This window comes from Staphylococcus sp. 191 (assembly GCF_011174885.1).
GTDB classification, from domain to species: domain Bacteria; phylum Bacillota; class Bacilli; order Staphylococcales; family Staphylococcaceae; genus Staphylococcus; species Staphylococcus coagulans.
This window is the reverse complement of record NZ_PNRJ01000003.1, coordinates 117,708-139,947: the sequence shown is the minus strand read 5'-3', so window position 1 is coordinate 139,947 and position 22,240 is coordinate 117,708. Positions and strand designations below refer to the sequence as shown.

19 protein-coding genes and 2 tRNA genes are annotated in these 22,240 nt (G+C 32.3%); 16 read left to right on the top strand and 5 right to left on the bottom strand.

Translation table 11 applies throughout. From position 1 onward, the window contains the following. Nucleotides 1-10: 10 nt before the first annotated feature. Nucleotides 11-904, bottom strand: a complete 894-nt coding sequence (locus C1H58_RS03780; protein WP_050344924.1) for a YitT family protein — start codon at nucleotides 902-904, stop codon at nucleotides 11-13. A gap of 105 nt (nucleotides 905-1,009) precedes the next feature. Here C1H58_RS03780 and C1H58_RS03775 point away from each other — a divergent pair. The 12 genes from C1H58_RS03775 to C1H58_RS03725 all read left to right on the top strand — a co-directional run bounded on the left by C1H58_RS03775 (nucleotide 1,010) and on the right by C1H58_RS03725 (nucleotide 11,871). After that, nucleotides 1,010-1,084, top strand: a tRNA-Glu gene (locus C1H58_RS03775). Between the two features lie 8 nt (nucleotides 1,085-1,092). Next, nucleotides 1,093-1,166 (top strand) — tRNA-Asp (locus tag C1H58_RS03770). A gap of 170 nt (nucleotides 1,167-1,336) precedes the next feature. Beyond that, nucleotides 1,337-1,576, top strand: a complete 240-nt coding sequence (locus C1H58_RS03765; protein ID WP_103356121.1) for a hypothetical protein — start codon at nucleotides 1,337-1,339, stop codon at nucleotides 1,574-1,576. A 225-nt stretch (nucleotides 1,577-1,801) separates the two neighbouring features. Next, nucleotides 1,802-2,503: a response regulator YycF gene (yycF, locus tag C1H58_RS03760; protein WP_165545388.1), complete on the top strand. Its 702-nt coding sequence runs from the start codon at nucleotides 1,802-1,804 to the stop codon at nucleotides 2,501-2,503. 12 nt (nucleotides 2,504-2,515) lie between these two features. Then, entirely contained in the window at nucleotides 2,516-4,348 is a 1,833-nt protein-coding gene (gene walK / locus C1H58_RS03755; protein WP_050329614.1) for a cell wall metabolism sensor histidine kinase WalK, read from the top strand. Continuing rightward, nucleotides 4,338-5,675 carry a YycH family regulatory protein gene (locus C1H58_RS03750; protein WP_165545387.1) on the top strand — a complete coding sequence of 446 codons (1,338 nt, stop codon included), beginning with the start codon at nucleotides 4,338-4,340 and terminating at the stop codon, nucleotides 5,673-5,675. Before walK ends, C1H58_RS03750 begins: the two co-directional genes overlap by 11 nt. Continuing rightward, on the top strand, nucleotides 5,672-6,451 hold the full coding sequence (locus C1H58_RS03745) for a two-component system regulatory protein YycI (RefSeq protein WP_165545386.1): 780 nt from the start codon (nucleotides 5,672-5,674) through the stop codon (nucleotides 6,449-6,451). The genes C1H58_RS03750 and C1H58_RS03745 overlap by 4 nt, the downstream gene beginning before the upstream one ends. Nucleotides 6,452-6,473: 22 nt before the next feature. Then, nucleotides 6,474-7,256, top strand: a complete 783-nt coding sequence (locus C1H58_RS03740) for an MBL fold metallo-hydrolase (RefSeq protein ID WP_050344928.1) — start codon at nucleotides 6,474-6,476, stop codon at nucleotides 7,254-7,256. Between the two features lie 509 nt (nucleotides 7,257-7,765). After that, nucleotides 7,766-8,245: a 23S rRNA (pseudouridine(1915)-N(3))-methyltransferase RlmH gene (gene rlmH / locus C1H58_RS03735; protein ID WP_165545385.1), complete on the top strand. Its 480-nt coding sequence runs from the start codon at nucleotides 7,766-7,768 to the stop codon at nucleotides 8,243-8,245. Nucleotides 8,246-8,366: 121 nt separating this feature from the next. Continuing rightward, nucleotides 8,367-9,962 (top strand): AAA family ATPase, encoded by a 1,596-nt coding sequence (locus C1H58_RS03730; protein WP_242680163.1) that lies wholly within the window; start codon nucleotides 8,367-8,369, stop codon nucleotides 9,960-9,962. Between the two features lie 101 nt (nucleotides 9,963-10,063). Continuing rightward, nucleotides 10,064-10,495 carry a hypothetical protein gene (locus C1H58_RS12335; protein ID WP_242681000.1) on the top strand — a complete coding sequence of 144 codons (432 nt, stop codon included), beginning with the start codon at nucleotides 10,064-10,066 and terminating at the stop codon, nucleotides 10,493-10,495. Nucleotides 10,496-10,965: 470 nt separating this feature from the next. After that, nucleotides 10,966-11,871: a type II restriction endonuclease gene (locus tag C1H58_RS03725; protein WP_165545384.1), complete on the top strand. Its 906-nt coding sequence runs from the start codon at nucleotides 10,966-10,968 to the stop codon at nucleotides 11,869-11,871. Nucleotides 11,872-12,077: 206 nt separating this feature from the next. Here the strand turns inward: C1H58_RS03725 and C1H58_RS03720 are convergent, their stop codons facing one another. After that, entirely contained in the window at nucleotides 12,078-12,293 is a 216-nt protein-coding gene (locus C1H58_RS03720; protein ID WP_165545383.1) for a hypothetical protein, read from the bottom strand. 365 nt (nucleotides 12,294-12,658) lie between these two features. Here C1H58_RS03720 and C1H58_RS03715 point away from each other — a divergent pair, with 365 nt between their 5' ends. Then, a complete protein-coding gene (locus tag C1H58_RS03715) occupies nucleotides 12,659-13,468 on the top strand; it encodes a DNA adenine methylase (RefSeq protein WP_165545382.1) in 810 nt (269 codons plus the stop codon). Between the two features lie 12 nt (nucleotides 13,469-13,480). Further along, nucleotides 13,481-14,260, top strand: coding sequence for a DNA-methyltransferase (locus C1H58_RS03710; protein WP_242680159.1), 780 nt, complete (start codon nucleotides 13,481-13,483; stop codon nucleotides 14,258-14,260). 700 nt (nucleotides 14,261-14,960) lie between these two features. Here the strand turns inward: C1H58_RS03710 and C1H58_RS03705 are convergent. Beyond that, nucleotides 14,961-16,706, bottom strand: coding sequence for an ATP-dependent nuclease (locus C1H58_RS03705; RefSeq protein ID WP_165545381.1), 1,746 nt, complete (start codon nucleotides 16,704-16,706; stop codon nucleotides 14,961-14,963). A gap of 387 nt (nucleotides 16,707-17,093) precedes the next feature. Between C1H58_RS03705 and C1H58_RS03700 the strand changes: the two genes are divergently transcribed. Further along, on the top strand, nucleotides 17,094-17,666 hold the full coding sequence (locus C1H58_RS03700; RefSeq protein ID WP_165545380.1) for a helix-turn-helix domain-containing protein: 573 nt from the start codon (nucleotides 17,094-17,096) through the stop codon (nucleotides 17,664-17,666). Between the two features lie 444 nt (nucleotides 17,667-18,110). On the opposite strand, the gene C1H58_RS12330 is transcribed toward C1H58_RS03700, so the two are convergent. Continuing rightward, nucleotides 18,111-18,287 (bottom strand): hypothetical protein, encoded by a 177-nt coding sequence (locus C1H58_RS12330; RefSeq protein WP_242680158.1) that lies wholly within the window; start codon nucleotides 18,285-18,287, stop codon nucleotides 18,111-18,113. Nucleotides 18,288-18,320: 33 nt separating this feature from the next. Next, on the bottom strand, nucleotides 18,321-18,695 hold the full coding sequence (locus C1H58_RS12325; RefSeq protein ID WP_242680157.1) for a hypothetical protein: 375 nt from the start codon (nucleotides 18,693-18,695) through the stop codon (nucleotides 18,321-18,323). Between the two features lie 559 nt (nucleotides 18,696-19,254). Between C1H58_RS12325 and C1H58_RS03690 the strand changes: the two genes are divergently transcribed. Beyond that, complete coding sequence (locus C1H58_RS03690; RefSeq protein WP_242680999.1) at nucleotides 19,255-22,203, top strand: Ig-like domain-containing protein; 2,949 nt, start codon at nucleotides 19,255-19,257, stop codon at nucleotides 22,201-22,203. Nucleotides 22,204-22,240 lie beyond the last annotated feature (37 nt).

Sequence of the window (22,240 nt, the reverse complement as noted above, 5' to 3'; positions counted from 1 at the left end):
ACCATTAACATTAATGAATATCACGTTTACGATGATTACCGCCACGAACTTCAGAAACATTACCTATAGATAAGAATGCGGTTTCATCAATGGCCATGACAATATCTTTTAATTTTGCTTCTTCTAATCGTGTAATGACACAGAAGATGACACGCTTATCTTCTCCCGTATAAGCGCCCTCTCCTTTTAAATATGTGACGCCACGACCGAGACGGGAGTTAATAGCTTCTCCTATTTCCTTATAAGCATCGCTAATAATCCATATTGATTTCGATTCGTCAAAACCAAGTAAGACAGTATCAATCATTTTAGAAGCGATAAAATAAGCTACAACACTGAATAAAGCACTCTCCCACGTAAAAACAAAGCCTGCAATACCAAATATGAAGAAATTAATAAACATTACGATTTCTCCAACTGAAAATGGTATTTTCGAATGAACTAAAATCGATAAAATTTCTGTACCGTCGAGGGATCCCCCATACCTTAAGACAATACCGACACCGATACCTAATACAGCTCCTCCAAAAATTGTTACTAAAAATTTATCATGTATGACAGGATCGATTGGATGCAAAACGATAGTGACAATAGATAAAACAGAAATCGCATATAAAGTTGAAATCGCAAAAGTTTTCCCTATTTGTTTATAACCTAAAAAGAAGAAAGGTAAATTCAGTATAAAAATGAATATCCCTAACTTGAGTCCTAATAAATGAGAAAGGATAATTGAAATCCCTACAATTCCCCCATCAAGCAAATGGTTTGGAACGAGAAAAAGTTCAAGTGCGACGCCCATTAATACTGCACCCAATGTCATAAAGAAAAACTTTTTAAAAAATTGAAGTTGCTTTTTTGGTTTTTCTTTCGTGTATGGAACGGCTGATTTTACTTGTTTTTCCATATGTTGCCCCCTTTTAAACATTATATGAAAAATTATACAAAAAAATTCAAAAAAATCTTGTCAACTTGATTTCCTGATGCTATAATCAATCTTGTGTTTAAGAAAGGCTCCTTGGTCAAGCGGTTAAGACACCGCCCTTTCACGGCGGTAACACGGGTTCGAGTCCCGTAGGAGTCACCATGAAATATGGTCCCGTAGTGGAGCGGTTTAACACGCCTGCCTGTCACGCAGGAGATCGCGGGTTCGATTCCCGTCGGGACCGCTAAATCAGCCTAAAACAATAGTTTTAGCTCAAACGAAAGTCATTGAAGTTCATGAAAGTGAACGACAATGGCTTTTTTTCATAAGTATATATCAAAAATGAGAACTTTTATAATGTGAGTGACGTGTTTTTTACTATAAAAGTGTATAGAAATGAGGAGGACGATTGCTGTGTTTAAAAAGGAAGTTCAACCTACTGAGAAAATTTTATTTATCAGTGGCTTAGCCATCGTGATTATCATGGGTATATTAGCATTATTGGATGTGGCACAATACAAAAATCATGTGGTATTCTTATTGAATATCGTTGGCTTATTATTGATGACACTCTCTGTCATGCGTATACAGAAAAAAGTTGGTATCTTTTGTGGCATCGTCATTGTTTTATTAATCTTAATTCATTTTATTTAATATAGAAGTTCATTATGCTCAGGCAGTGAAGCAGTCTCAAAAGAGGCTGAGACACTGCTTTTTTGTACATTTAAATGCAGGTCGTTGTCATCCGCATTCGTTTTATAGAAGCGAATAGTTAAATAGATAGAATTCACAAGACTTTAATGATACATTATAAGGTATAGGATTATGCCAGTTTGTAACGAATAATCATTGCAATTTTAAGAAATGGGGTCATGTTTTATGGCAAGAAAAGTGGTCGTAGTCGATGATGAGAAGCCAATTGCAGATATATTAGAATTCAACCTCAAAGAAGAGGGATATGACGTTTTTGTTGCTTATGATGGTAACGATGCGGTGGATTTGATTTATGAAAAAGAGCCGGACATTGTTTTATTGGATATTATGTTACCAGGACAAGACGGTATGGAAGTGTGTCGTGAAGTCCGCAAAAAATTTGATATGCCAATCATCATGTTGACTGCGAAAGATTCAGAAATCGATAAAGTGCTTGGTCTTGAATTGGGTGCAGACGATTATGTGACTAAACCATTTAGTACACGCGAATTGATTGCACGTGTAAAAGCCAATTTACGTCGCCATTATGCCCAACCGAGCCAAGAAAATCATATGCAAACCAATGAAATTACAATTAAAGATATTGTGATTTATCCAGATGCATATTCTATTAAAAAACGCGGTGAGGACATTGATTTAACACACCGTGAATTTGAGCTTTTCCATTATTTATCTAAACATATGGGACAAGTCATGACGCGTGAACATTTACTTCAAACGGTTTGGGGTTATGACTATTTTGGTGATGTGCGCACGGTTGACGTTACAATTCGTCGATTACGCGAAAAAATTGAAGATGATCCTTCACATCCAGACTATATCGTGACACGTCGTGGAGTAGGATATTTCTTGCAACAACATGATTAGAGGACGCACAATATGAAGTGGTTAAAACAATTTCAATCCCTTCACACGAAACTTGTTATTGTCTATGTCCTATTGATTATTATTGGTATGCAAATTATTGGGCTATATTTTACAAACAGTCTCGAAAAAGAAATGACAGAGTCGTTTAAAACGAATATATCTCAAAATGCAAAACAAATTGAGCTCGGTATTGAAAAAATATATGCGGATGACAACGAGTCCGGAAATATTCAAAAAGATATTCAAAATTTATTAAACGAATATGCAAATCGCAATGAAATGATAGAAATTCGTTTCATTGATAAAGATCAAATTATTATTGCGACATCGAAACAGTCAAACCGTACAATTATTAATCAAAAAGCAAATGAGAGTTCAATTCAAAAGGCCTTGTCATTAGGTCAAGAGAACTCTGACACCGTTTTAAAAGATTATGGTGAAGGTAAGCAACGGGTATGGATTAAAAACATGCCTGTAAGTACGAACGATGGTTTAATTGGTGATATTTATATTGAATCTAACATTAACCAAGTTTATGACCAATTAAATGATATCAATCAAATTTTCATTGTAGGTACAGGTATTTCCTTAATTATTACAGTCATTTTAGGTTTCTTTATTGCACGTACGATTACTAAACCCATTACAGATATGCGTAATCAAACTGTTGAAATGTCAAAAGGGAACTATACGCAGCGTGTGAAAATATATGGTAATGACGAAATTGGTGAACTTGCACTTGCTTTTAACAACTTATCGAAACGTGTGCAAGAGGCACAAGCGAATACAGAGAGTGAGAAACGACGCTTAGATTCTGTTATCACACATATGAGTGATGGTGTCATCGCTACAGATAGACGTGGGCGCGTACGTATTATTAATGATATGGCACTTAAAATGTTGGGTAAGTCTAAAGAGGAAGTCTCAGGACATTTTATTTTTGATGTCATTGATTTAAGTGAAGAATTTACACTTGAAGAATTAAACGAAAACAATGATAGTTTCTTATTAGATATTAATGAAGAAGAAGGTATTATCGTTCGCGTTAATTTTAGTACTATTGTTCAAGCAACTGGCTTTGTGACAGGTTATATCGCTGTGTTACATGACGTTACAGAACAACAACAAATTGAGCGTGAACGACGTGAATTTGTGGCCAATGTATCGCACGAATTACGTACACCATTGACTTCAATGAATAGTTACATCGAGGCCCTAGAAGAAGGCGCATGGCGAGATGAATCGATTGCACCTCAATTTTTATCAGTCACACGTGAAGAAACAGAGCGGATGATTCGATTAGTGAACGATTTACTGCATCTTTCTAAAATGGATAATGAAACTGAGCCTATTACGAAAGAGATTGTCGATTTTAATATGTTTATCAATAAAATTATTAATCGACATGAAATGGCTGCGAAAGATACCACTTTTGTCCGTGATATTCCAAGAGAAACCATTTTTACGGAAATTGATCCAGATAAGATGACACAAGTGTTTGATAACGTGATTACGAATGCGATGAAATATTCTCGTGGTGAAAAACGTGTAGAGTTCCACGTGAAACAAAACACGGTGCATAACCGTTTAACAATTCGGATCAAAGATAATGGTATCGGGATTCCGATCAATAAAGTCGATAAAATCTTTGATCGTTTCTTCCGCGTAGATAAAGCAAGAACACGAAAAATGGGTGGTACAGGTCTCGGATTAGCGATTTCTAAAGAGATTGTCGAAGCCCACCACGGTCGTATATGGGCCAATAGTGTTGAAGGACAAGGCACATCGATTTTTATCACACTTCCATGTGAAACAATAGAAGATGGTGATTGGGATGCGAACTAGAGAACTGATTAAATCTATCATATTAGTGTTACTCGTTCTTTCCAGTGTAGTACTTACAGTCATGATTTGGAACTTTTCGCCAGATTTAACGAACGTTGACAACCCACAAACAAAAGATACACCGAAAGCGATTGGTACGCGATATGACAAGCAATTTAATCAGGTCATCACGCCTTTACAGCTCGTACATGTGGACCATGATCATTTCAAAGGGATGCCTGCAAATAAAGATGTTAATGAGATGATGTCTCTATTCCAAAAACATCGTATTATTGAAGTTGAAGATATTCAAAATGATCAAGTCGTGTTATTGAAAGATTTGAGCCATCATTTTGTCGTGTTAGACTTCCCGACAGACATACCGCTATCCATGTATCTAAACGAAGTCGTTGAGATGCCAGCAAAAGTACCGGCGAATTTTAAATTTAATCGTTTAATATTAGATATTGATGATCATCAGCATGTCGTTTTGTATGCGATGCAACCGAACCATCAGCGTGCCATTAAATTAGAAACGAATCTTGATACAAAAGTAATCCAGCAGCGAATTGATCATATGCGTGATGAATTAGAACCGTATTCGGATATCGTGACAAATCGAAGTACGGTCAATAAAGCAACGTATTTATATGCTTTAAAAGCACCGAAAGATTTGAAATCATATCGTACGATTTTTAATCATATTAATGTAGAAGATTTAAACTCGATTCTCTTTGATGATACGCCGATTGTACGTACAACAAATAGTGGTAACACAACGTACAATAACAATACAGGGGTTGTGAATTACAATGCGGATAAAGAAACGTATGACTATACGAATCTGTCCGAAGATGAGCATAGTACACGCGATATGAATATTAGCTTGCCACGTGCATTTGACTTTATTAATAAGCATGGGGGCTTTACAGATGATTTCCGCTTGTTTAGTGCAAATAGCAAGCAAGGGGAAATTATGTATCAAATGTTTCTCAATGGACGACCGATATTTTATCCAAACCAATTGAATGAAATTCGTGTACTCTGGGGTGAGCGTGGATTATACGAATATAGTCGAGGTCTCTTAAAAACAAATGTGACCATTGATAATGGTGAAGAACCGAAATCGATGCCAGATGCGGAAGATGTACGTTCTACATTAGCAAGTAAGGGCAATATTGATTTGACGAAAGTGGAACAAATGGTAGTCGGCTATAAAATGAGTGCCATTCGCGGACCTCAAAATCGAATTGAAATTCAAGAAGGCAGCGAGTTTACGCCAACGTGGTATATTAAATATAATCATAAATGGTATGAATACAAAGATGGGGAGTTGGTGGAAACATGAACTGGAAACGCACTAAAACGTTGTTCATACTTGTCTTTCTCCTCGTCAATGTGTGTTTAATTTTTGTTTATCAAGATAAAGTGAATAAATCTAAAATTAGCGATGCCGAACACGATAATGCGGTCAACTTTGAACGAGAAAATATTAAACTGCCAAAAAGTATACCTGATGTGAGTCATGTCAAAATGCAATTGGTTACAGCACGTTCAAAAGACTTTAAAGAAGAAGCAGAAGATAACAATAAGGCTAAGGTCAGTAATCATGGTCATACTTTATCTAAAGAAATGGATGAACGTGTAGATGTCAAAGTGGATCCGATTTCTCATTTAAAACCTTATATAGATGATAAAATCTATAAAGGTAATGAGTACCAGTACCATGAAACAAATGACGGTCAAATTAAATACGAACAAACGTATAGAGGCTTTCCGATTATGAATAATAATCGTGCAGAGTTGACTTTTGAGGTGAAAGGTGACAGTACAAAATCATATGAACAGTCCACGATGGAAGACATCCTTCCGTCTAAGGGGACCAATAATGAGCCTAAAAAAGTCATACGTGCAAGAGAAGCATTGGAAGCACTTTATTATAATCAATATTTAAAACATGGTGAAGAAGTCGAAAGTATCCGCCTCGGCTATTACACTGTTGTAAAAGAGACAAATATTCAAGTTTTACAAGCTAACTGGGAAATTAAAGTTAAAGATAAAAACGGGGTGCATACATATTATGTAGAAGCTGTATCCTCGAATCCACAAATTATAGAACAATAGAAAGGGTGGTCACTTGATACGAATGAGTGTACTCGCAAGCGGTAGTACGGGCAATGCGACATATGTAGAAAGTGAACAAGGCAGCTTGTTGGTCGATGTCGGACTAACAGGGAAAAAGATGGAAGCACTTTTCGATCAAATCGACCGGAAAATTTCAGATTTAAGTGGCATTCTCGTGACACACGAGCATAGCGACCATATTAAAGGTCTTGGCGTCATTGCACGTAAGTTCGGTGTTCCAATTTATGCCAATGAAAAAACATGGACATGTATTGATAAAAAGGATTCTAAAATCCCGCTAGACCAGAAATTTGTATTTAATCCGTATGAAACGAAGTCTATTGCAGGTTTTGATATAGAATCATTCAACGTTTCACACGATGCGATTGATCCACAGTTTTATATTTTTCATAATAACTATAAGAAGTTAACGATGATTACGGATACAGGTTATGTCTCTGATCGCATGAAAGGTATGATTCGTGGTAGTGATGCCTTTATATTTGAAAGTAATCACGACGTCGATATGTTAAGAATGTGTCGTTATCCATGGAAAACAAAGCAACGTATCCTCAGTGATATGGGGCATGTGTCAAATGAAGACGCAGCCCACGCGATGAAAGACGTCATCACAGGTCAAACGAAGCGGATTTATTTATCGCATTTATCACAGGATAACAATATGAAAGATTTGGCACGCATGAGTGTCGGACAAATCTTGCAAGAACATGACATTGATACCCACAATGAAGTGAAGTTATGTGATACGGATAAAGCGATACCTACGCCAATATATACATTATAATGAAATTAATGATAGACAGTAGCACATGAATTTCAAGTGAAAGACTTGAGGTTCATGTGTTTTTTTATGTCGTTTACAGATTGAAAAAATTTACCTTCCTAAAATGGTAGGGAAGCATCTATTTGACACCAGAAAAATTCGGTGAAAATTTAAAATGTTATCTTTATACAAAGCGTTTTAAAGGGTAAATATCATGTAAAGCGATGAGATAAGGGATGAAATAATAGGAATAGGAAACAGCATCTGCGGAAGTGAATAAAAGTGCAAAATGTGGCGCACTTATCCCCAAATGTGTGCACAAAGTATATGACTTACACACAATTCACATGTTAATAACGTAGTTGCTAACAAAGTTATCCACATATCAACAGGTTTATACACAATGAAAGGATGCAATTTCTAAAATACTGTGTACAAACTTTATGCAAAAAACGTTATAATGGGTATAAACATGTGAATAACTGAATAACTTGTGGATAACTTTACGTTTATTCACAATGGAGGTCAAAATGAAAATTACTGTTGTCGCAGTTGGAAAACTGAAAGAGAAATACTGGAAGCAAGCTATTGCAGAATACAGCAAAAGACTAGGGGCATACACAAAATTAGAAATGATTGAAGTTCCAGATGAAAAAGCACCTGAAACGATGAGCGATAAAGAAGTCGAACAAGTGAAACAAAAAGAGGGCCAACGTATTTTAAGTAAAATCAAACCACAATCTACTGTCATCACATTAGAAATCGAAGGTAAGATGGTTAGCTCTGAAGCCTTATCCACAACATTAAATCAACGTATGACGCAAGGTGCGAGTGACTTTACCTTTGTAATAGGGGGATCTAACGGCTTACATCAAGACGTCTTAAACCGAAGTAACTTCGCATTGTCATTCAGTAAAATGACATTTCCTCATCAAATGATGCGCGTCATCTTGTTAGAGCAAGTATATCGGGCGTTTAAGATCATGAGGGGTGAAGCATATCATAAGTGAAAACCCAAAATGGGAGTAACTATTAATATAGTGTAAATTCAATATGGTGATAAAAAACTACTAAAAAATAAAAACTAGCATCTTAATAGCGGGTAAATATATTTTATAAAAGGGTAATATAATGTTGGAATTAATTACTGGTTTTTCAAAAAAGTCTTTTAAAAATTACAGTATGAAAGAAGAATTAAAATTTAATGCTATAAATGTAATATATGGAGTTAATGGGAGGGGGAAAACTTCATTAGCTAGGGGAATTAAAGAATTAATAGAAGAAAATAACCCAGATACTTTGAGATATTTTTACACTGATTATATTCATGAACTTCTTTTACTAGAAGATTCCAATAAATTTAAAGGGGTAAGAGCAACATTTGGTAAAAAAAATGTAGAAATTGAAAATGAAATAACTGAGTTGAAAAATGAAATTGTTGATGTGACTGATACTAAAAATTTATTAGTTGAAAAAAGAAAGAAGTTAAGAGAAAAAATAAACGATATACATAGGTCCAGAAAAGGGAATCTTAAAATAGCATTAAAAGCATCAAATAAAAGTATTGAAGAAGTAATAACCATTTATAAAAATAATTTAGAAGAAGCTGAAAAAATAGAACCTAATGAAGAAAGTATAAAAAATTTTGTAGGAGATAATGAAGCACTTCAACATAAATATAATCGCATTTATGAACTTGTGGTTCCAAGACTAAAAATTGAAACTTATGAAGTAGATAGATTAAAAGAGATCTTACAAAATAATTACACAGATATAAAAATCCCTAGTTTTGAAGTCATAAATTGGCTACGTAATGGTTTAGAATTGCATAATGCTGAAGAGAATAAATGTAAATTTTGTGGAAACAATTTTAATTATAATTTGATTAAAGAGAAAATAGAAATCTATATATCAAATGAAAAGAAAAAAGATTTTGATTATCTCATAGATGTTAAAAAGTCAATGGAAGAAATATTGGATAGATATGACCAATATTTATCTAAAATTGAACAAATTGAATTTTTTGTTAGTGAATTAGGAGTCCAAAAGACAGAAAAAGAAAATTTGAGAGATTCAATTGAAGAAATTATGAGAATTTTAAAACAAAAATTAGAAAATATGGAGAATGACAATCTTAAATTTCCGTCTGATAATTACATTACATTAATACGCAGATTGTCTGAAATTGAAGAGGAGTGTAAGGACAAGAAAAAAACAAAATTAAAAGAATTACATAAAAAAATGGAAAATATAAATGTAATAGTTACTGGTTCTATAGGTTTAGAAATATTAGAAAACCAAAGTATAAAAAAAGAACTTTTAACCATACAAAATAAAGAAGAAGAATGTAAAGAACAAGAGCAATTAAACATGGATATAAATTTAAAAATATCACAATTACAAGAAGAACAATCGGATTATAGTGATTTTAAAAATTATTTAAATGATATATTTGAAAGTATTAATTTACATATAAGATTAGAGTCAGATGAAACAACGCAAAATTATTATCTTTATCATTCATTAGAAAAAGTATCATTAAAGATAAAGGATATAAGTGAAGGAGAAAAAAATTTATTAGCATTTTTATTTTTTTATTTTGAACTTTTTGAAGATGATAAGCAGAAAAACGTTAAAAGTAATATTAGTACGCTAATCATTGATGATCCAATTAATAGTTTTGATGAAGCAAATAGGTTTTTCGTTTTAGAAATGATAAAAAAATAATAAAAAATAAATTTGACCAGGTATTTATTTTCACTCATTCTTGGAATGACTTTTGTGATATAACTTATGGTTTGAAGGGAGGAAAATATAATTTTTATGAGGTGAACAAAGATCATCAGGGATTTAGTTTTATAGAAAAGATTAAAAAAGTAGAGAAACCATATAAAAAGTTATTCCAAGAGATTTACAAGTTATCAAATAAAGACAAAAAGGATATACTCGATGATGATTGCTATTATTATCATTCAATTAATGGTATTAGAAGGGTATTTGAAGAATTTTTAAGTTTTAAGTTAAAAAATAACCATCTACCTCAGAAATCAAACCAATCAGAAATTGAAGAAGTTTATAGAAAAATGACAGGTAATGAAATGAGTAATAACCAAAAAATAAAGTTAGGCTCATTTTTAACAATTATAAATGTATTGTCACATAAACCTTATAGAGCAATAGATGTAATTGAATCAGCAAAATTTTTGATGAAATATATAGAAGAAGTAGATAAAGCTCATTTTGATGCTATGAAGGATTGAAATAATGGTCGTATAATTTTTTATTAAAGAAGAGCTTAAAATTCACGGATAATATGTATTGAACTATTATAAGTAGACTGAAAATTAATTTCAGAAGAAATATAAGCTTATCGTTGCATGAAACAGATTGCAGTAACTTACCACCTATATATACTACAGTGAGAAAATTAAATCCATTTTATTTGCACATTTCAATTGTAATCATTCGCATTCAATTATTTCACTCTCAGATAATCGTACCATTTGAAGTTTGAATTAAATGTTTTTGTTATAATAAGACTAATTACTTCCTTAGTTTCACAATACATTCTCTTAGGGAATTATCCCACTTATCATAGATGATTTAGATTTAGTATATTTCATTTAAAGAAATGCTAAGTCTCCTACTTTAGTTTGATATAATTAAGCTAAGTGCAATTGTAATTTTAAGGCTTAAATAAGGAATAAACATTCGAATGGGGGAAAACAAATTGAAGTATAATGATTACGTAAATTTGGATGCGCTTGAAAGGTTAAATGTGTTTATGAATTCATTAAGCTCAACTAATAAAACGCCAGACTACTTTGTGAATTGGGAAAAGGTTGAAAGAGGGGTTAAGCGTTTTGAATTAGAATTAAACACGCTGAATTATCTTTTAGGTAAAAGTAATATTGAAGAAGAAGCTGAAAATTTATTTCGAGCTCAACCAAATTTGTTGAAAACAATTCCTATACTATTAGCGACTAGAGAGGAAAAACTAGATATTTTAATGCTTGAAGATGATGAAATGGATTTTTATAGTCTGGATTTCCAAAATATTGATATTCAAAATTTTGAAGCGTACTTCGATTTTATTAAAAATTCTGGGCTATTAGCATTCTTACAAACATCAGCTCAAAAAAATTTAGTTGACTTTGTTTATGGTGTAGAAGTTGGATTAGATTCTAATGCTAGGAAAAATAGATCCGGTACAACAATGGAAAGTATTCTAGAGAAAAAAGTAGCTGAAATTTGTAAAAAATTAGGATTCAAATTTAAGACACAGGCTACTTCACTATGGATGAAACAAAATTGGGACGTGGAAGTACCTACAGATAAGTCTGCTAGAAGATTTGATGTAGCAATTTTAAATCCAAAAAACAGAGCTGTTCATGTTATTGAAACTAACTTTTATAATGGCGGCGGTTCAAAGTTAAAGTCTGTATCGGGTGAATTTAAAAGTTTGAACCAATTTATTAATAGAAGTGAAAATAATGTTACCTTTGCTTGGGTTACAGATGGACAAGGTTGGCATACGGCAACTAAGCCTCTTTCAGAAGCGTTTGCTGAAATCGATAATATATTTAATTTAGAAATGCTGAAAAATGATTTTATTTACTCTATGTTAATTTCATAGTTGCTATGAAATTATAATTTGAAAAATAAAAGATCTGCCATTGCAAGAAAAGTATTTCTTGATGACAGGTCTTTTATATTGGAAATGATTCAAAAATAGTTGATATTGTTAGAATTTTAATACTACAGAAATAAGAGCTTTACTATAACTTGTTTTTAATGCCACTTTAAGAGATAAATATTTATATCTTAAGTTTACTAACTACTTTACGTTTGCTCTTCCCCTTTGCCTTCTATTAATTGAATAAATTCATCATTGAAAATACATGTGATAGAATCATTGTCTAAGTAATCTAAATAAATAACATCTAATTTCTCATTGTCTGTGATTTTGCTAATGTGTGATACGATACCCTTAATAACTTCCTCATGTGTATGACTATCCAAAAATGTTTTGATTAAGTACCAAGAATTTTCTTTCATTAGACGTTTCTCCTTAATTGTCTTCTAGAGGTTATAAATACTAGCTGTTGGGAATTATATTATAATTACAAATGAATAATAGAGAATATAGAGTGTGTTTATGAATAAAAGAAAAGTATGAGTGTATAAAAAGTAGGGAGGAGTATTGAAGACATTTTAGAATGTTCTTTATATTATTGGGAGCAAAGTTAGTTTATGGATAAATGAGATGATAAGCCTTTATAATAGTTATGTCAAGCAAGTGTGAGAAATTATATAATTGACAATAGACACATTAAATTTTCCAATGAAATATTTAGAAGTTGAATATAAATTGTTTATCAATATTTAATGATTTATGCAAATAAAAGAAATGAGGAGTTTTTATGAATCCTTTTGTAAAATGGGCTGGAGGTAAAAGACAGTTTTTGAATAAAATCTTAGAAAAAGCTCCAGAAAAGTTTAATCATTATTATGAGCCTTTTGTAGGTGGTGGAGCTGTTTTATTTGGTTTAAACCATAAGCCATCAACTATTAATGATATAAACAGTCATTTAATTCACACATATAAAGTTATCAAGAGTGACCCTGATAAACTTCTAGATATGATAGATGAATTTGATGCAATACCGTTAGATGATGAAAAGTACAAAGCATTTCGAGAACGTTATAATTACCATATAATAAATGATATTTATAATATCGAGACGGCTGCTTTATTTATATACATTAACAAGCATGCATTTAACGGTTTATTTAGAGTTAATTCAAAGGGACTTTACAATGTACCTTGGAACAAAAAAGAACTAGTTAAGTCATATAATCGAGAAAATATTATTAAAATTTCCAAATTTTTACAGGATGTAACTATTTTAAACGTTGACTTTAGTGAGTCACTCAAAGGAGTTAAAGAGGGCGACTTTGTGTTTTTTGATAGTCCTTATGCGCCTTTAAAGCCTACTAGTTTTACTTCTTATGACAAATCGGGATTTAAATTAGAGGAACACATTAGATTGGCTAACTTGTATAAAGAGTTGTCTTCAAAAGGTGTTGCTTGTATGTTAACAAACCATAATACGGAATTAATAAGAGAGCTTTATGAAGACTTCGAAAAAGAGGAAATAAATGTTAGAAGAAGTATTAATTCCGATGCCAGTAAGCGAGTAGGAAAAGAGCTAATTATCACAAACTATTAAGGTGGAAGAAGATTGAATAATATTATGTACGAACAAAGCGGTATTTCAATTTTGCAAGGTGACATGTCTCAAGTGTTAGATGATTTAGAGGAAGAAAAAGTAGATATGATTTTTGCAGATCCTCCGTACTTTTTATCTTCTGGAGGTATTACTTGTTCAGGTGGTAAAATGGTTACAGTAGATAAAGGGGCATGGGACAAAACTTTAACTTACGCAGAAAAGCACGAATATAATAAAGCTTGGTTGCTAAAATGTAAGAGAATAATGAAGCAGAACGCAACAATTTGGATTTCGGGGACGCTTCATAATATTTATTCTATAGGCATGGCGCTGGAAGAAACTGGTTTTAAAATCTTAAATAATATTACGTGGCAAAAAACTAATCCACCACCTAATCTGGGTTGCCGAAATTTTACACATTCAACCGAAACGATTATATGGGCTAAAAAGGACTCAAAAAAAAGTAAACATTATTTTGATTATCAGTTGATGAAAATGTATAACAATAATAAGCAAATGAAAGATGTTTGGACAGGTCCGTTAACTCCAAAATCTGAGAAAAAATTTGGTAAGCACCCTACCCAGAAACCACTGTATCTTTTAGAAAGAATTATAGAAGCTTCGACTCAAAAAGGTGATCTTATACTCGATCCGTTCTTAGGGAGTGGTACAACTGCAGTAGCAGCCAAAAAATTACAGCGAAAATTTATTGGTATAGAATTAGAGGAAGATTTTATAAATATTGCTAAAAAAAGAGTAGAAAACACAAATGAAGAGCCGAGACTTTTTTAGAAAAGCGGATCAGGGTGGTACATTGTAACTTACTAATAATTGCTCTCTGTTAAAATAGGACTGATGAGCAAAATATAGAGGTTAAGCAGCATCGCGTTGCTTGACCTCTTTTTGGAATGAGCCATAAAAAGATTCGTATATAAAATGATATGACTGTGTAATTGTTCAAAGTTTCTATGACCAAAAGAAACTCTTTTTATCAGCTAAAATTATTGTATTGAGGCCTTTGAGTTGTCCTGAAACGATTTATTACTGTTACACGTATCAAATGTAGGGACCGATTTAAAGCCTTAAAAATTTGGAAACGATCGATGATGATTTTGACTTTTTCAAGGCAAATAATCGCCGATCTGGAACAATATTGACAAGCTGATATGTGATTGCATCTGCATAAAAAAACTTATCTTACCATCAATATTCTTCACACTCTTGAATTCATCCATCACTAAGCGTTCCGATAAAGATTTAAATGGGGTCTTAGTGACATGAGAAGCCCATAGCAATAAATATAATTATTTAAATAATATGGGATTAATTAATAATAATTTAATTGACTTTCATTTTAATTTAGTAAGTAAAGAGATAGAGTGTAATTCCCACCCAGTTAAAATAAGGAACAAGCGAACTAATAAAATAACGCTCTTTTTGGGTAAAAATAGGACTCGTGATTAAATCACTGGTCCTATTTAGTACAGAAGATTTATAAGTTGAAAAAAGAATTCAATTCATTCAATACCCAATCTTTTTTCATCTCATTAGGTTTTAGATTAATTGATAGTTGATGTTTAATATTTCCTATATCTTCATTTAATGAATACGTATCAATAAATTGTTTAGTCTTGTCAATCATTGACTCATTAGTTGACACTTTATCTAATACTTCTTTGAAACTATTTTCTCTTAGTCTAATTTCTTGCGAAATAGACAAAATCTTGTTAATATAATTATTCTTTTCAAATACCATGTCTTCAATTTGCTTGTTTTCTGGTAATACCTTTATTTTTAGGTTTAAATTTTTATAATCTTTAGAATGTATTTTCTTCGAAGCGTCATTTCCAGCGCGGTCACCATCTAAGAGAATGAAAATTTTTCTGTTAACGTCACTAATTCTATCCAAATATAATAAGATTGGAATAATAGAATTTGTACCACGTGAAAAGAAGTTTTTATGTGAGTCTACTTCTTCTATATTTTCGTCGTCTTTAATATAATCAGCGTATGGTCCATAACGAATTTGAGGTCTATATTTATTTTCTTCTAGAATATTAACTAAATAATTTCTATCAGTTTTACCCTCGCATATAATAATTTTGTCATGATCATCTATGTTATCCAGAAGCCCATAATTTTTTAGAACTGTATATTTAGTCTCACTATCAAATTGTTTAATCACTGAGTACTTATTAATATCTTGGGGGTTAGCACTTCTTTTATATTTGTTAATCTCTTGTTCTTGTTCTATATTATAAAAAGAATATTTTTTGTTGTTTATTTCAGATAAAAATTCTTTAGAATGAGAAGTCATAAAAATTTGATTATTATCCTCGGCTAAGGTAGCATTTTCAATGACATCTTTTAGTTCTGTTATAAGCAAAGGATATAAGAATGCTTCGGGTTCATCTAAAAGAATAATCTTATTAGCATTTGAATATAATTCTTTTAAAAGGAAAAATGTTAGTAAGATAAGGGAGGTTCTTTGGATACCAGCACCTTTAACTTGTAAAACCTGAGAATAAGCATCATCCAACTCAAGTCTAATGTTCTCTAATAAAAAATCTGATATTCCTTTTTCATTTCCTATAATTAATTTAGGAGAAATATTGATTTCATTTTTTTTAAAAATATCAAATTGTTTTTTTAAGTCACCTTCCAAACTTTCGATATTTTGTCTAAATGTATCTAATAAGCTTTGGTAATTTTTTTCAAAGTTGTTTATGGATTTTTTAATATTTCTGTTCTTTTTTTGATAATATTGAAGAATCATATCATTTACCAAGGAGTAAGCTTGCTCTGTAATACTTTCATCTGTAGTACTTAAATATACGCATTTAAAACTCTTATTTAAATATTGTTGTATTTTTTTACTACTATCAAGTTTATTATGTGTATAATTCCCACCTATTTTATACACATTTTCATCTTTGTTTAAATTCATCTCAATTGTAAAAGTATTTTTGCCATTAATATCTATATTTTCATCCTGTATATCTACTTTTATTTTAGGATGGGCTGTGCCTCCTCCTGTTATTTTTTTAATCATGTTTTTATCCAGTTTTGGGTCATAATCATCAGGGTTAAAAAATAAATTTATAGCTCGTAAAATATTAGTTTTACCAGCGTTATTTTTTCCTGTAAACATATTTAAATTTTTAATATCTTTTAAAGTATTATTAGCAGACTTAAAAGATCTAAAGTTAGAGATAGTAATTTTATTTATTTGTGCCATATTATTCTCCTTAATAAACTTTTTACATATTTATATTTTAGCATTATATACAATGAAATCGCTAGTCCATACATCAAAAGTTGTCTTTATATATCTTGCTATTATTTACTTTCTTCAAAACTAGTAGTTTGATCTTTGTATAGTAGTATTAACGATTTATATTTTCGAAATATTTTAAATTGAGGTTAATGTGATTACTTTATTAAAGGTAGTCTAGTTTACTTGTTAATTATATTTTAATACTCTATTCCTCAAAGTTTTTTCTTAAATTTCCTAGGAAATAAGAGATATAAATACATACATAGCTCTTTTTTACTATATTATAAAGACATTAGATGGTGTGAAATGCTTTAACAGGTTATGTTGATTATAAAGGAGCTGTTATATGTGGATGTAGGCAATCAGATTAGATATTACAGAAAAGAAAATAAACTATCTCAAGTAGAATTAGCAGAAAAGATTTATGTATCAAGCCAAACCATTTCTAATTGGGAGAATGAGAGAAGTTATCCTGACCTCCATAATTTGATTGCGCTTACTTCCTTGTTTAACGTTTCTTTAGATGAACTTGTTAAAGGAGATGTTTTAAAAATGAAGAATGCAATAAATCTTAGTAATATGGATAAGTATGCAAAATCAATGATATTGTTTACAGTATTAAGTGCTATTGCACTAGGGGCAGCTTTAAAATTTAGTGATGGATGGTTTGGCTTGCTAGTTCCAGCTATTTTATGGATAATTTCGTTTTATTTCTCTTTAAAGATTGAGCGACTGAAGAAAAAATATGATGTTCAAACGTATAAAGAAATCTTAGATTATATGGAAAATGGAGAGAAAAGAACTAAAGTTCACAGAAACAACACAAAATACTTTATTGAACAGACAGTAACAGTTATAGGTTTTGTAGCGATCTTTTTAATTCTAGTATTAATCAGCATATTTTTATTTGAATTATTATAAAGGAACACCTGATAAACATTCATTCAACACCTTTTTAAAATCTTCATTTAATATTTCACCAATCATAAAAAACACTTCCACTCAATTTTTCACTTTATGTGTCCGGTGTAATGGTGGATATCAAAATATGTCTGATAAGTAAAATCTAGAGGTTAATAAATGAAGTATTTTAATCAAAAACATTATACTTCTATAACAAAAGCAACAGATGACATCATCTGCTGCTTTTACTTTCTTTCCATATGTTCTTCTATCTCTTCCAGTGTTACGACCGTTACTATAAGAATGATATTAACTACCGTTGTACCATAAGGGATATTGGGAATACTAAACCATGACAAGTCATAATCAAAGAAAAAATGTCCTATACAATAGATAAATCTGGCTATTAGGAGAAAGTATAGGACTGCGATAAAGAATTTTACAATCTTTAACAAAGTAGTTTTACGCACTGCTATCATCTTCAGAGTTCAAGTTTATTGGCTTAGCAGGTAATTTCTGTTGTTTATTTATTATATCGGTACTCGGAACAGATAGATTTACTTCTTCAATCTTAAATTGATCAATCCAAACCTTGCCTTTACCGATGACCAACACGCCAAAGTGAAGTGATTCTGCCATTTCATTGACATCCAGTACAACAGAGTAATAGTTCTAGTCATTCGTACCGATAATCGCGCGTTCCATCATATTATCGAACTTTAGAACATCGCTGGTTGCATCGTCAACTCTTGCCCAAACACCACATCTATCTGCAGCTTCTGTCTTAACGAATGCTGAGAATTTCACGTGCTTACTTTTATAGTCCTGAGAAGAGATGCTTTGCATCAATGTCCCGAATATATTCTCATTATACGAAGATGCTTCACGAATTGAAGCGATTGATACAGATTGCTTGCCACTATGGTATTCTCTTGAATTAAGTTTTATTTCATACATTTGAGGTGCTGTTCCTGAAATAATCCATCCTTTAATATCTTCTGTTGTCATATCTAATTCCTCCTCACTAATTTGTGAAATCCCACTCATTAACTTGCGATATTTTCCTGGTGGTAAACCGTAAACAGCTTTAAAGCTTCTAGAGAACGCCTCTTGAGACTAAAAATTAAGCATAAAGTCGTTATCGATGATACTCATATCTGTATAGAGTAGATAATGTGATGGATTAGCAATGCGTCTACTTAAAATATGATTGTAGAATGTGTAGCCTTTCGCTTTCTTAAAAATTCGCATCAAATGAAATTTAGAATAACCTGTCATCTGTATATAATCATCTAGACTATAGTTCTCAAGCAGGTTCTCTTCAACAAGCTGAATAATTTTATGAATGCTTTCCTCATCTATGACTTATCACCTCATCCATATTGTAATGGAAATGAAAATATTGTTTTTGATAAATGTTGTTATTTATCATAATAATCATGTTTTCAATATTTTTAATATTAATATCCAGTTCATAGTCTGAGGAATAATAATAGTATTATTATATGAATACTTGTTTTTTAACGTTTTTTCGCATAATTCTATCAGTATTTGATTAAAATGATTTTTAATAGATTTTATAAAATTTAATTGTAGACAATTTTTGATGCTTGTATTATATTTTATTGAGATACAAGAAGGGATGTTGTTTATAGTGTATGAAAACAAGAGAGAAAAACATGCAATTAGAAAGTTTTCTGTTGGTACAGCTTCCATAGTTATTGGAGGTTTAATATATGGTTTCATGGGAGATAATGAAGCGCAAGCGAGCGAAGTATCATTCAATAATTTAGGAGAGAATCAAATTGAGGTCAATGACCAAAATCCACAAGCGCCTCAACAAACATATAAAGAAGTAACTAATGAAGAACAAGCAAGAGGCTCCAAAGCACTTGAAAATCATAGTCCCCAGTCTGAAGAAGTAATCAAGACTGAGGGAGTAGAAAATGAGCAGCCAAAGATAAAATCATCATCAGTAGAAGAAAATACAGTTACTGATGCACAACGACAAGCGGCGGCTAAAAATGAAGAAAGGTCCTCAGAAGCGATACAGAAACAAAAAAATGAAACGGTAGATATAGCACCTCAAAAGAAATTATCTAGAGAGATGAAACCTACCACTAATGTTAATCAACATGTACAAGGAAAAAATGAAAATGATACCACAAGTAAAGATATTTCTAGTCAAGTTGAAGTAGAAAGTTCTGATATCAAGGGATTTAATAATAGTAATATTATCAGACCTCATCAAGGACAAGGAGGAAGATTAAATTATAAATTAAAATTCCCTCAAGGTGTAAAATCAGGTGATACCTTTAAAATACAACTATCTGACAATGTTAATACGCACGGTATTTCTGTTGAAAGAACGGCGCCAAATATTGTAACCAAAAATGAGAATGGTACAGAAGACGTTATTGCTGAAGGTAATGTATTACAAGATGGTCGTACAATAACATATACTTTTAAAGACTACGTAAATGAAAAGCAGAATTTAACGGCTGATTTATCTATTAGTTACTTTACAAGCCACGAAAATGTTAAAGATAGTGGACCTCAATTAATTAAGTCTACGATAGGTACTAATGTTATAAGTTCAGATGTTTATATTGATTATGATAATAGTCGTTATGTTGATGGACGTATTTCAGAATTGAATAAAGCAAAAGGAGAATTTACGCAAATTGCTTATATAAACCCATACGGATATCTCAACTGGAGAGGCACTATCTCTGTTAGAGGTGAGGTTGTAAGTGGACTCACAAAGGTATCTGAAAACCCCAAAGTGATAATTTATAAGTACAAGGGTCACGGTAATCCGCCAGCAAGTATTTATTTAGATCCTAGCATGTGGGAAGAACTGACTATAAATGATAATTCAATTTATTATCATAATGGTAGCTATTCTTTAAATCTTGATATAAGCGGGAATCAAAAGTACGCAATAAGGTATGAGGGAAAATACGATTCTAGTGCTGAAAAATTATTATATAGAACGTATATACAAGGATACTATTATAATTATTATCCATTCAACTTCGAAAAAATAAACGGAGTAAAGTTTTACGAAAATAATGCGAGTGGAAGCGGAGAACTTAAACCAGTACCACCACCAAAGCCTAATCCTGAAGTTCACAATAATTTAGTTGAGACGACTGAGGATAGTAATGTAATCGATATAAGTTGGGATACAGCGCCTGATGAAGAAAATGGTGAGAACAGAGGGCCACAAGAAGAAGTTACTGAGAACAAAGATGTTGAGGTCATGGAAGAACATAACTTGATTGAAAATAATGAGAATACAATGACAGAAGAGGAAAGTGGTCAAAACGAGGGTAGTCAAGAAGAAGTGGAAGAGAACCAAGTGATCGACATCATAGCGGACACAACGCCAGAAGGGGAAAGTGGCCAAAACGAAGGCAGCCAAGAAGAGGTAGAAGAGAATCAAATTATCGACATCATTGAAGACACAACGCCAGAAGGAGAAAGTGGCGAAAATGAAGGTCATCAAGAAGAGATAGAAGAGCACCAAATTGTCGACATCATTGAGGACACAACACCAGAAGGAGAAAGCGGTCAAAATGGTGATAGCCAAGAAGAAGTGGAAGAGCACCACATCATTGACATCATTGAAGACACAACGCCAGAAGGAGATAGAGGTCAAAACGAAGGCAGCCAAGAAGAGGTAGAAGAGAATCAAATTATTGATATTATTGAAGACACAACACCAGAGGGAGAAGGTGGTCAAAATGGAGGTAATCAAGAAGAAGTAGAAGAGAACCAAGTAATTGACATCATAGCGGACACAACGCCAGAAGGGGAAAGTGGCGAAAATGAAGGTCATCAAGAAGAAGTAGAAGAGCACCACATCATCGATATCATTGAGGACACAACACCAGAAGGAGAAAGTGGTCAAAACGAGGGTAGCCAAGAAGAAGTGGAAGAGCACCACATCATTGACATCATTGAAGACACAACGCCAGAAGGAGAAAGTGGTCGAAATGAGGGCAATCAAGAAGAGGTAGAAGAGCACCAAATTATCGACATCATTGAAGACACAACACCAGAAGGAGAAAGTGGTCAAAATGAAGGCAACCAAGAAGAAGTAGAAGAGCATCAAGTCATTGATATCATAGCGGACACAACGCCAGAAGGAGAAAGTGGCGAAAATGAGGGCAACCAAGAAGAAGTAGAAGAGCATCAAGTCATTGATATCATTGAAGACACAACACCAGAAGGAGAAAGTGGTCGAAATGAAGGTAACCAAGAAGAGATAGAAGAGCATCAAGTCATTGATAGGGTGGGTGGCAAGGCACCAGAAAGAAAAGGTGGACAGATTGAACGCAATCAAGAGAAAATTGAAGAGCACCCAATCAATGCACCAGTGATTAATGTGTCGACATCTCTGCATAAAAATGCGGTTTCTAAATCTGTAAAAGTGTTACCAAGCACTGGAGAAGCACATAAAAATACGCCGACATTGGCAATTTTATTGACAGTCATAGGCTCTGTATTACTATTCCGCAGAAAATCAAAGTTTAATAAAGCCAAATAAATCTGTAAAAGCATTGTTATTGTATTCATACATTTAT

Coding starts and splice junctions, on each gene's coding strand:
- C1H58_RS03780 (WP_050344924.1), bottom strand. CDS start 904: ATGGAAAAACAAGTAAAATCAGCCGTTCCATACACGAAAGAAAAACCA.
- yycF (WP_165545388.1), top strand. CDS start 1,802: ATGGCAAGAAAAGTGGTCGTAGTCGATGATGAGAAGCCAATTGCAGAT.
- walK (WP_050329614.1), top strand. CDS start 2,516: ATGAAGTGGTTAAAACAATTTCAATCCCTTCACACGAAACTTGTTATT.
- C1H58_RS03750 (WP_165545387.1), top strand. CDS start 4,338: ATGCGAACTAGAGAACTGATTAAATCTATCATATTAGTGTTACTCGTT.
- C1H58_RS03745 (WP_165545386.1), top strand. CDS start 5,672: ATGAACTGGAAACGCACTAAAACGTTGTTCATACTTGTCTTTCTCCTC.
- C1H58_RS03740 (WP_050344928.1), top strand. CDS start 6,474: ATGAGTGTACTCGCAAGCGGTAGTACGGGCAATGCGACATATGTAGAA.
- rlmH (WP_165545385.1), top strand. CDS start 7,766: ATGAAAATTACTGTTGTCGCAGTTGGAAAACTGAAAGAGAAATACTGG.
- C1H58_RS03730 (WP_242680163.1), top strand. CDS start 8,367: ATGTTGGAATTAATTACTGGTTTTTCAAAAAAGTCTTTTAAAAATTAC.
- C1H58_RS03720 (WP_165545383.1), bottom strand. CDS start 12,293: ATGAAAGAAAATTCTTGGTACTTAATCAAAACATTTTTGGATAGTCAT.
- C1H58_RS03715 (WP_165545382.1), top strand. CDS start 12,659: ATGAATCCTTTTGTAAAATGGGCTGGAGGTAAAAGACAGTTTTTGAAT.
- C1H58_RS03705 (WP_165545381.1), bottom strand. CDS start 16,706: ATGGCACAAATAAATAAAATTACTATCTCTAACTTTAGATCTTTTAAG.
- C1H58_RS12330 (WP_242680158.1), bottom strand. CDS start 18,287: ATGGCAGAATCACTTCACTTTGGCGTGTTGGTCATCGGTAAAGGCAAG.
- C1H58_RS12325 (WP_242680157.1), bottom strand. CDS start 18,695: ATGAGTGGGATTTCACAAATTAGTGAGGAGGAATTAGATATGACAACA.
- C1H58_RS03690 (WP_242680999.1), top strand. CDS start 19,255: ATGCTTGTATTATATTTTATTGAGATACAAGAAGGGATGTTGTTTATA.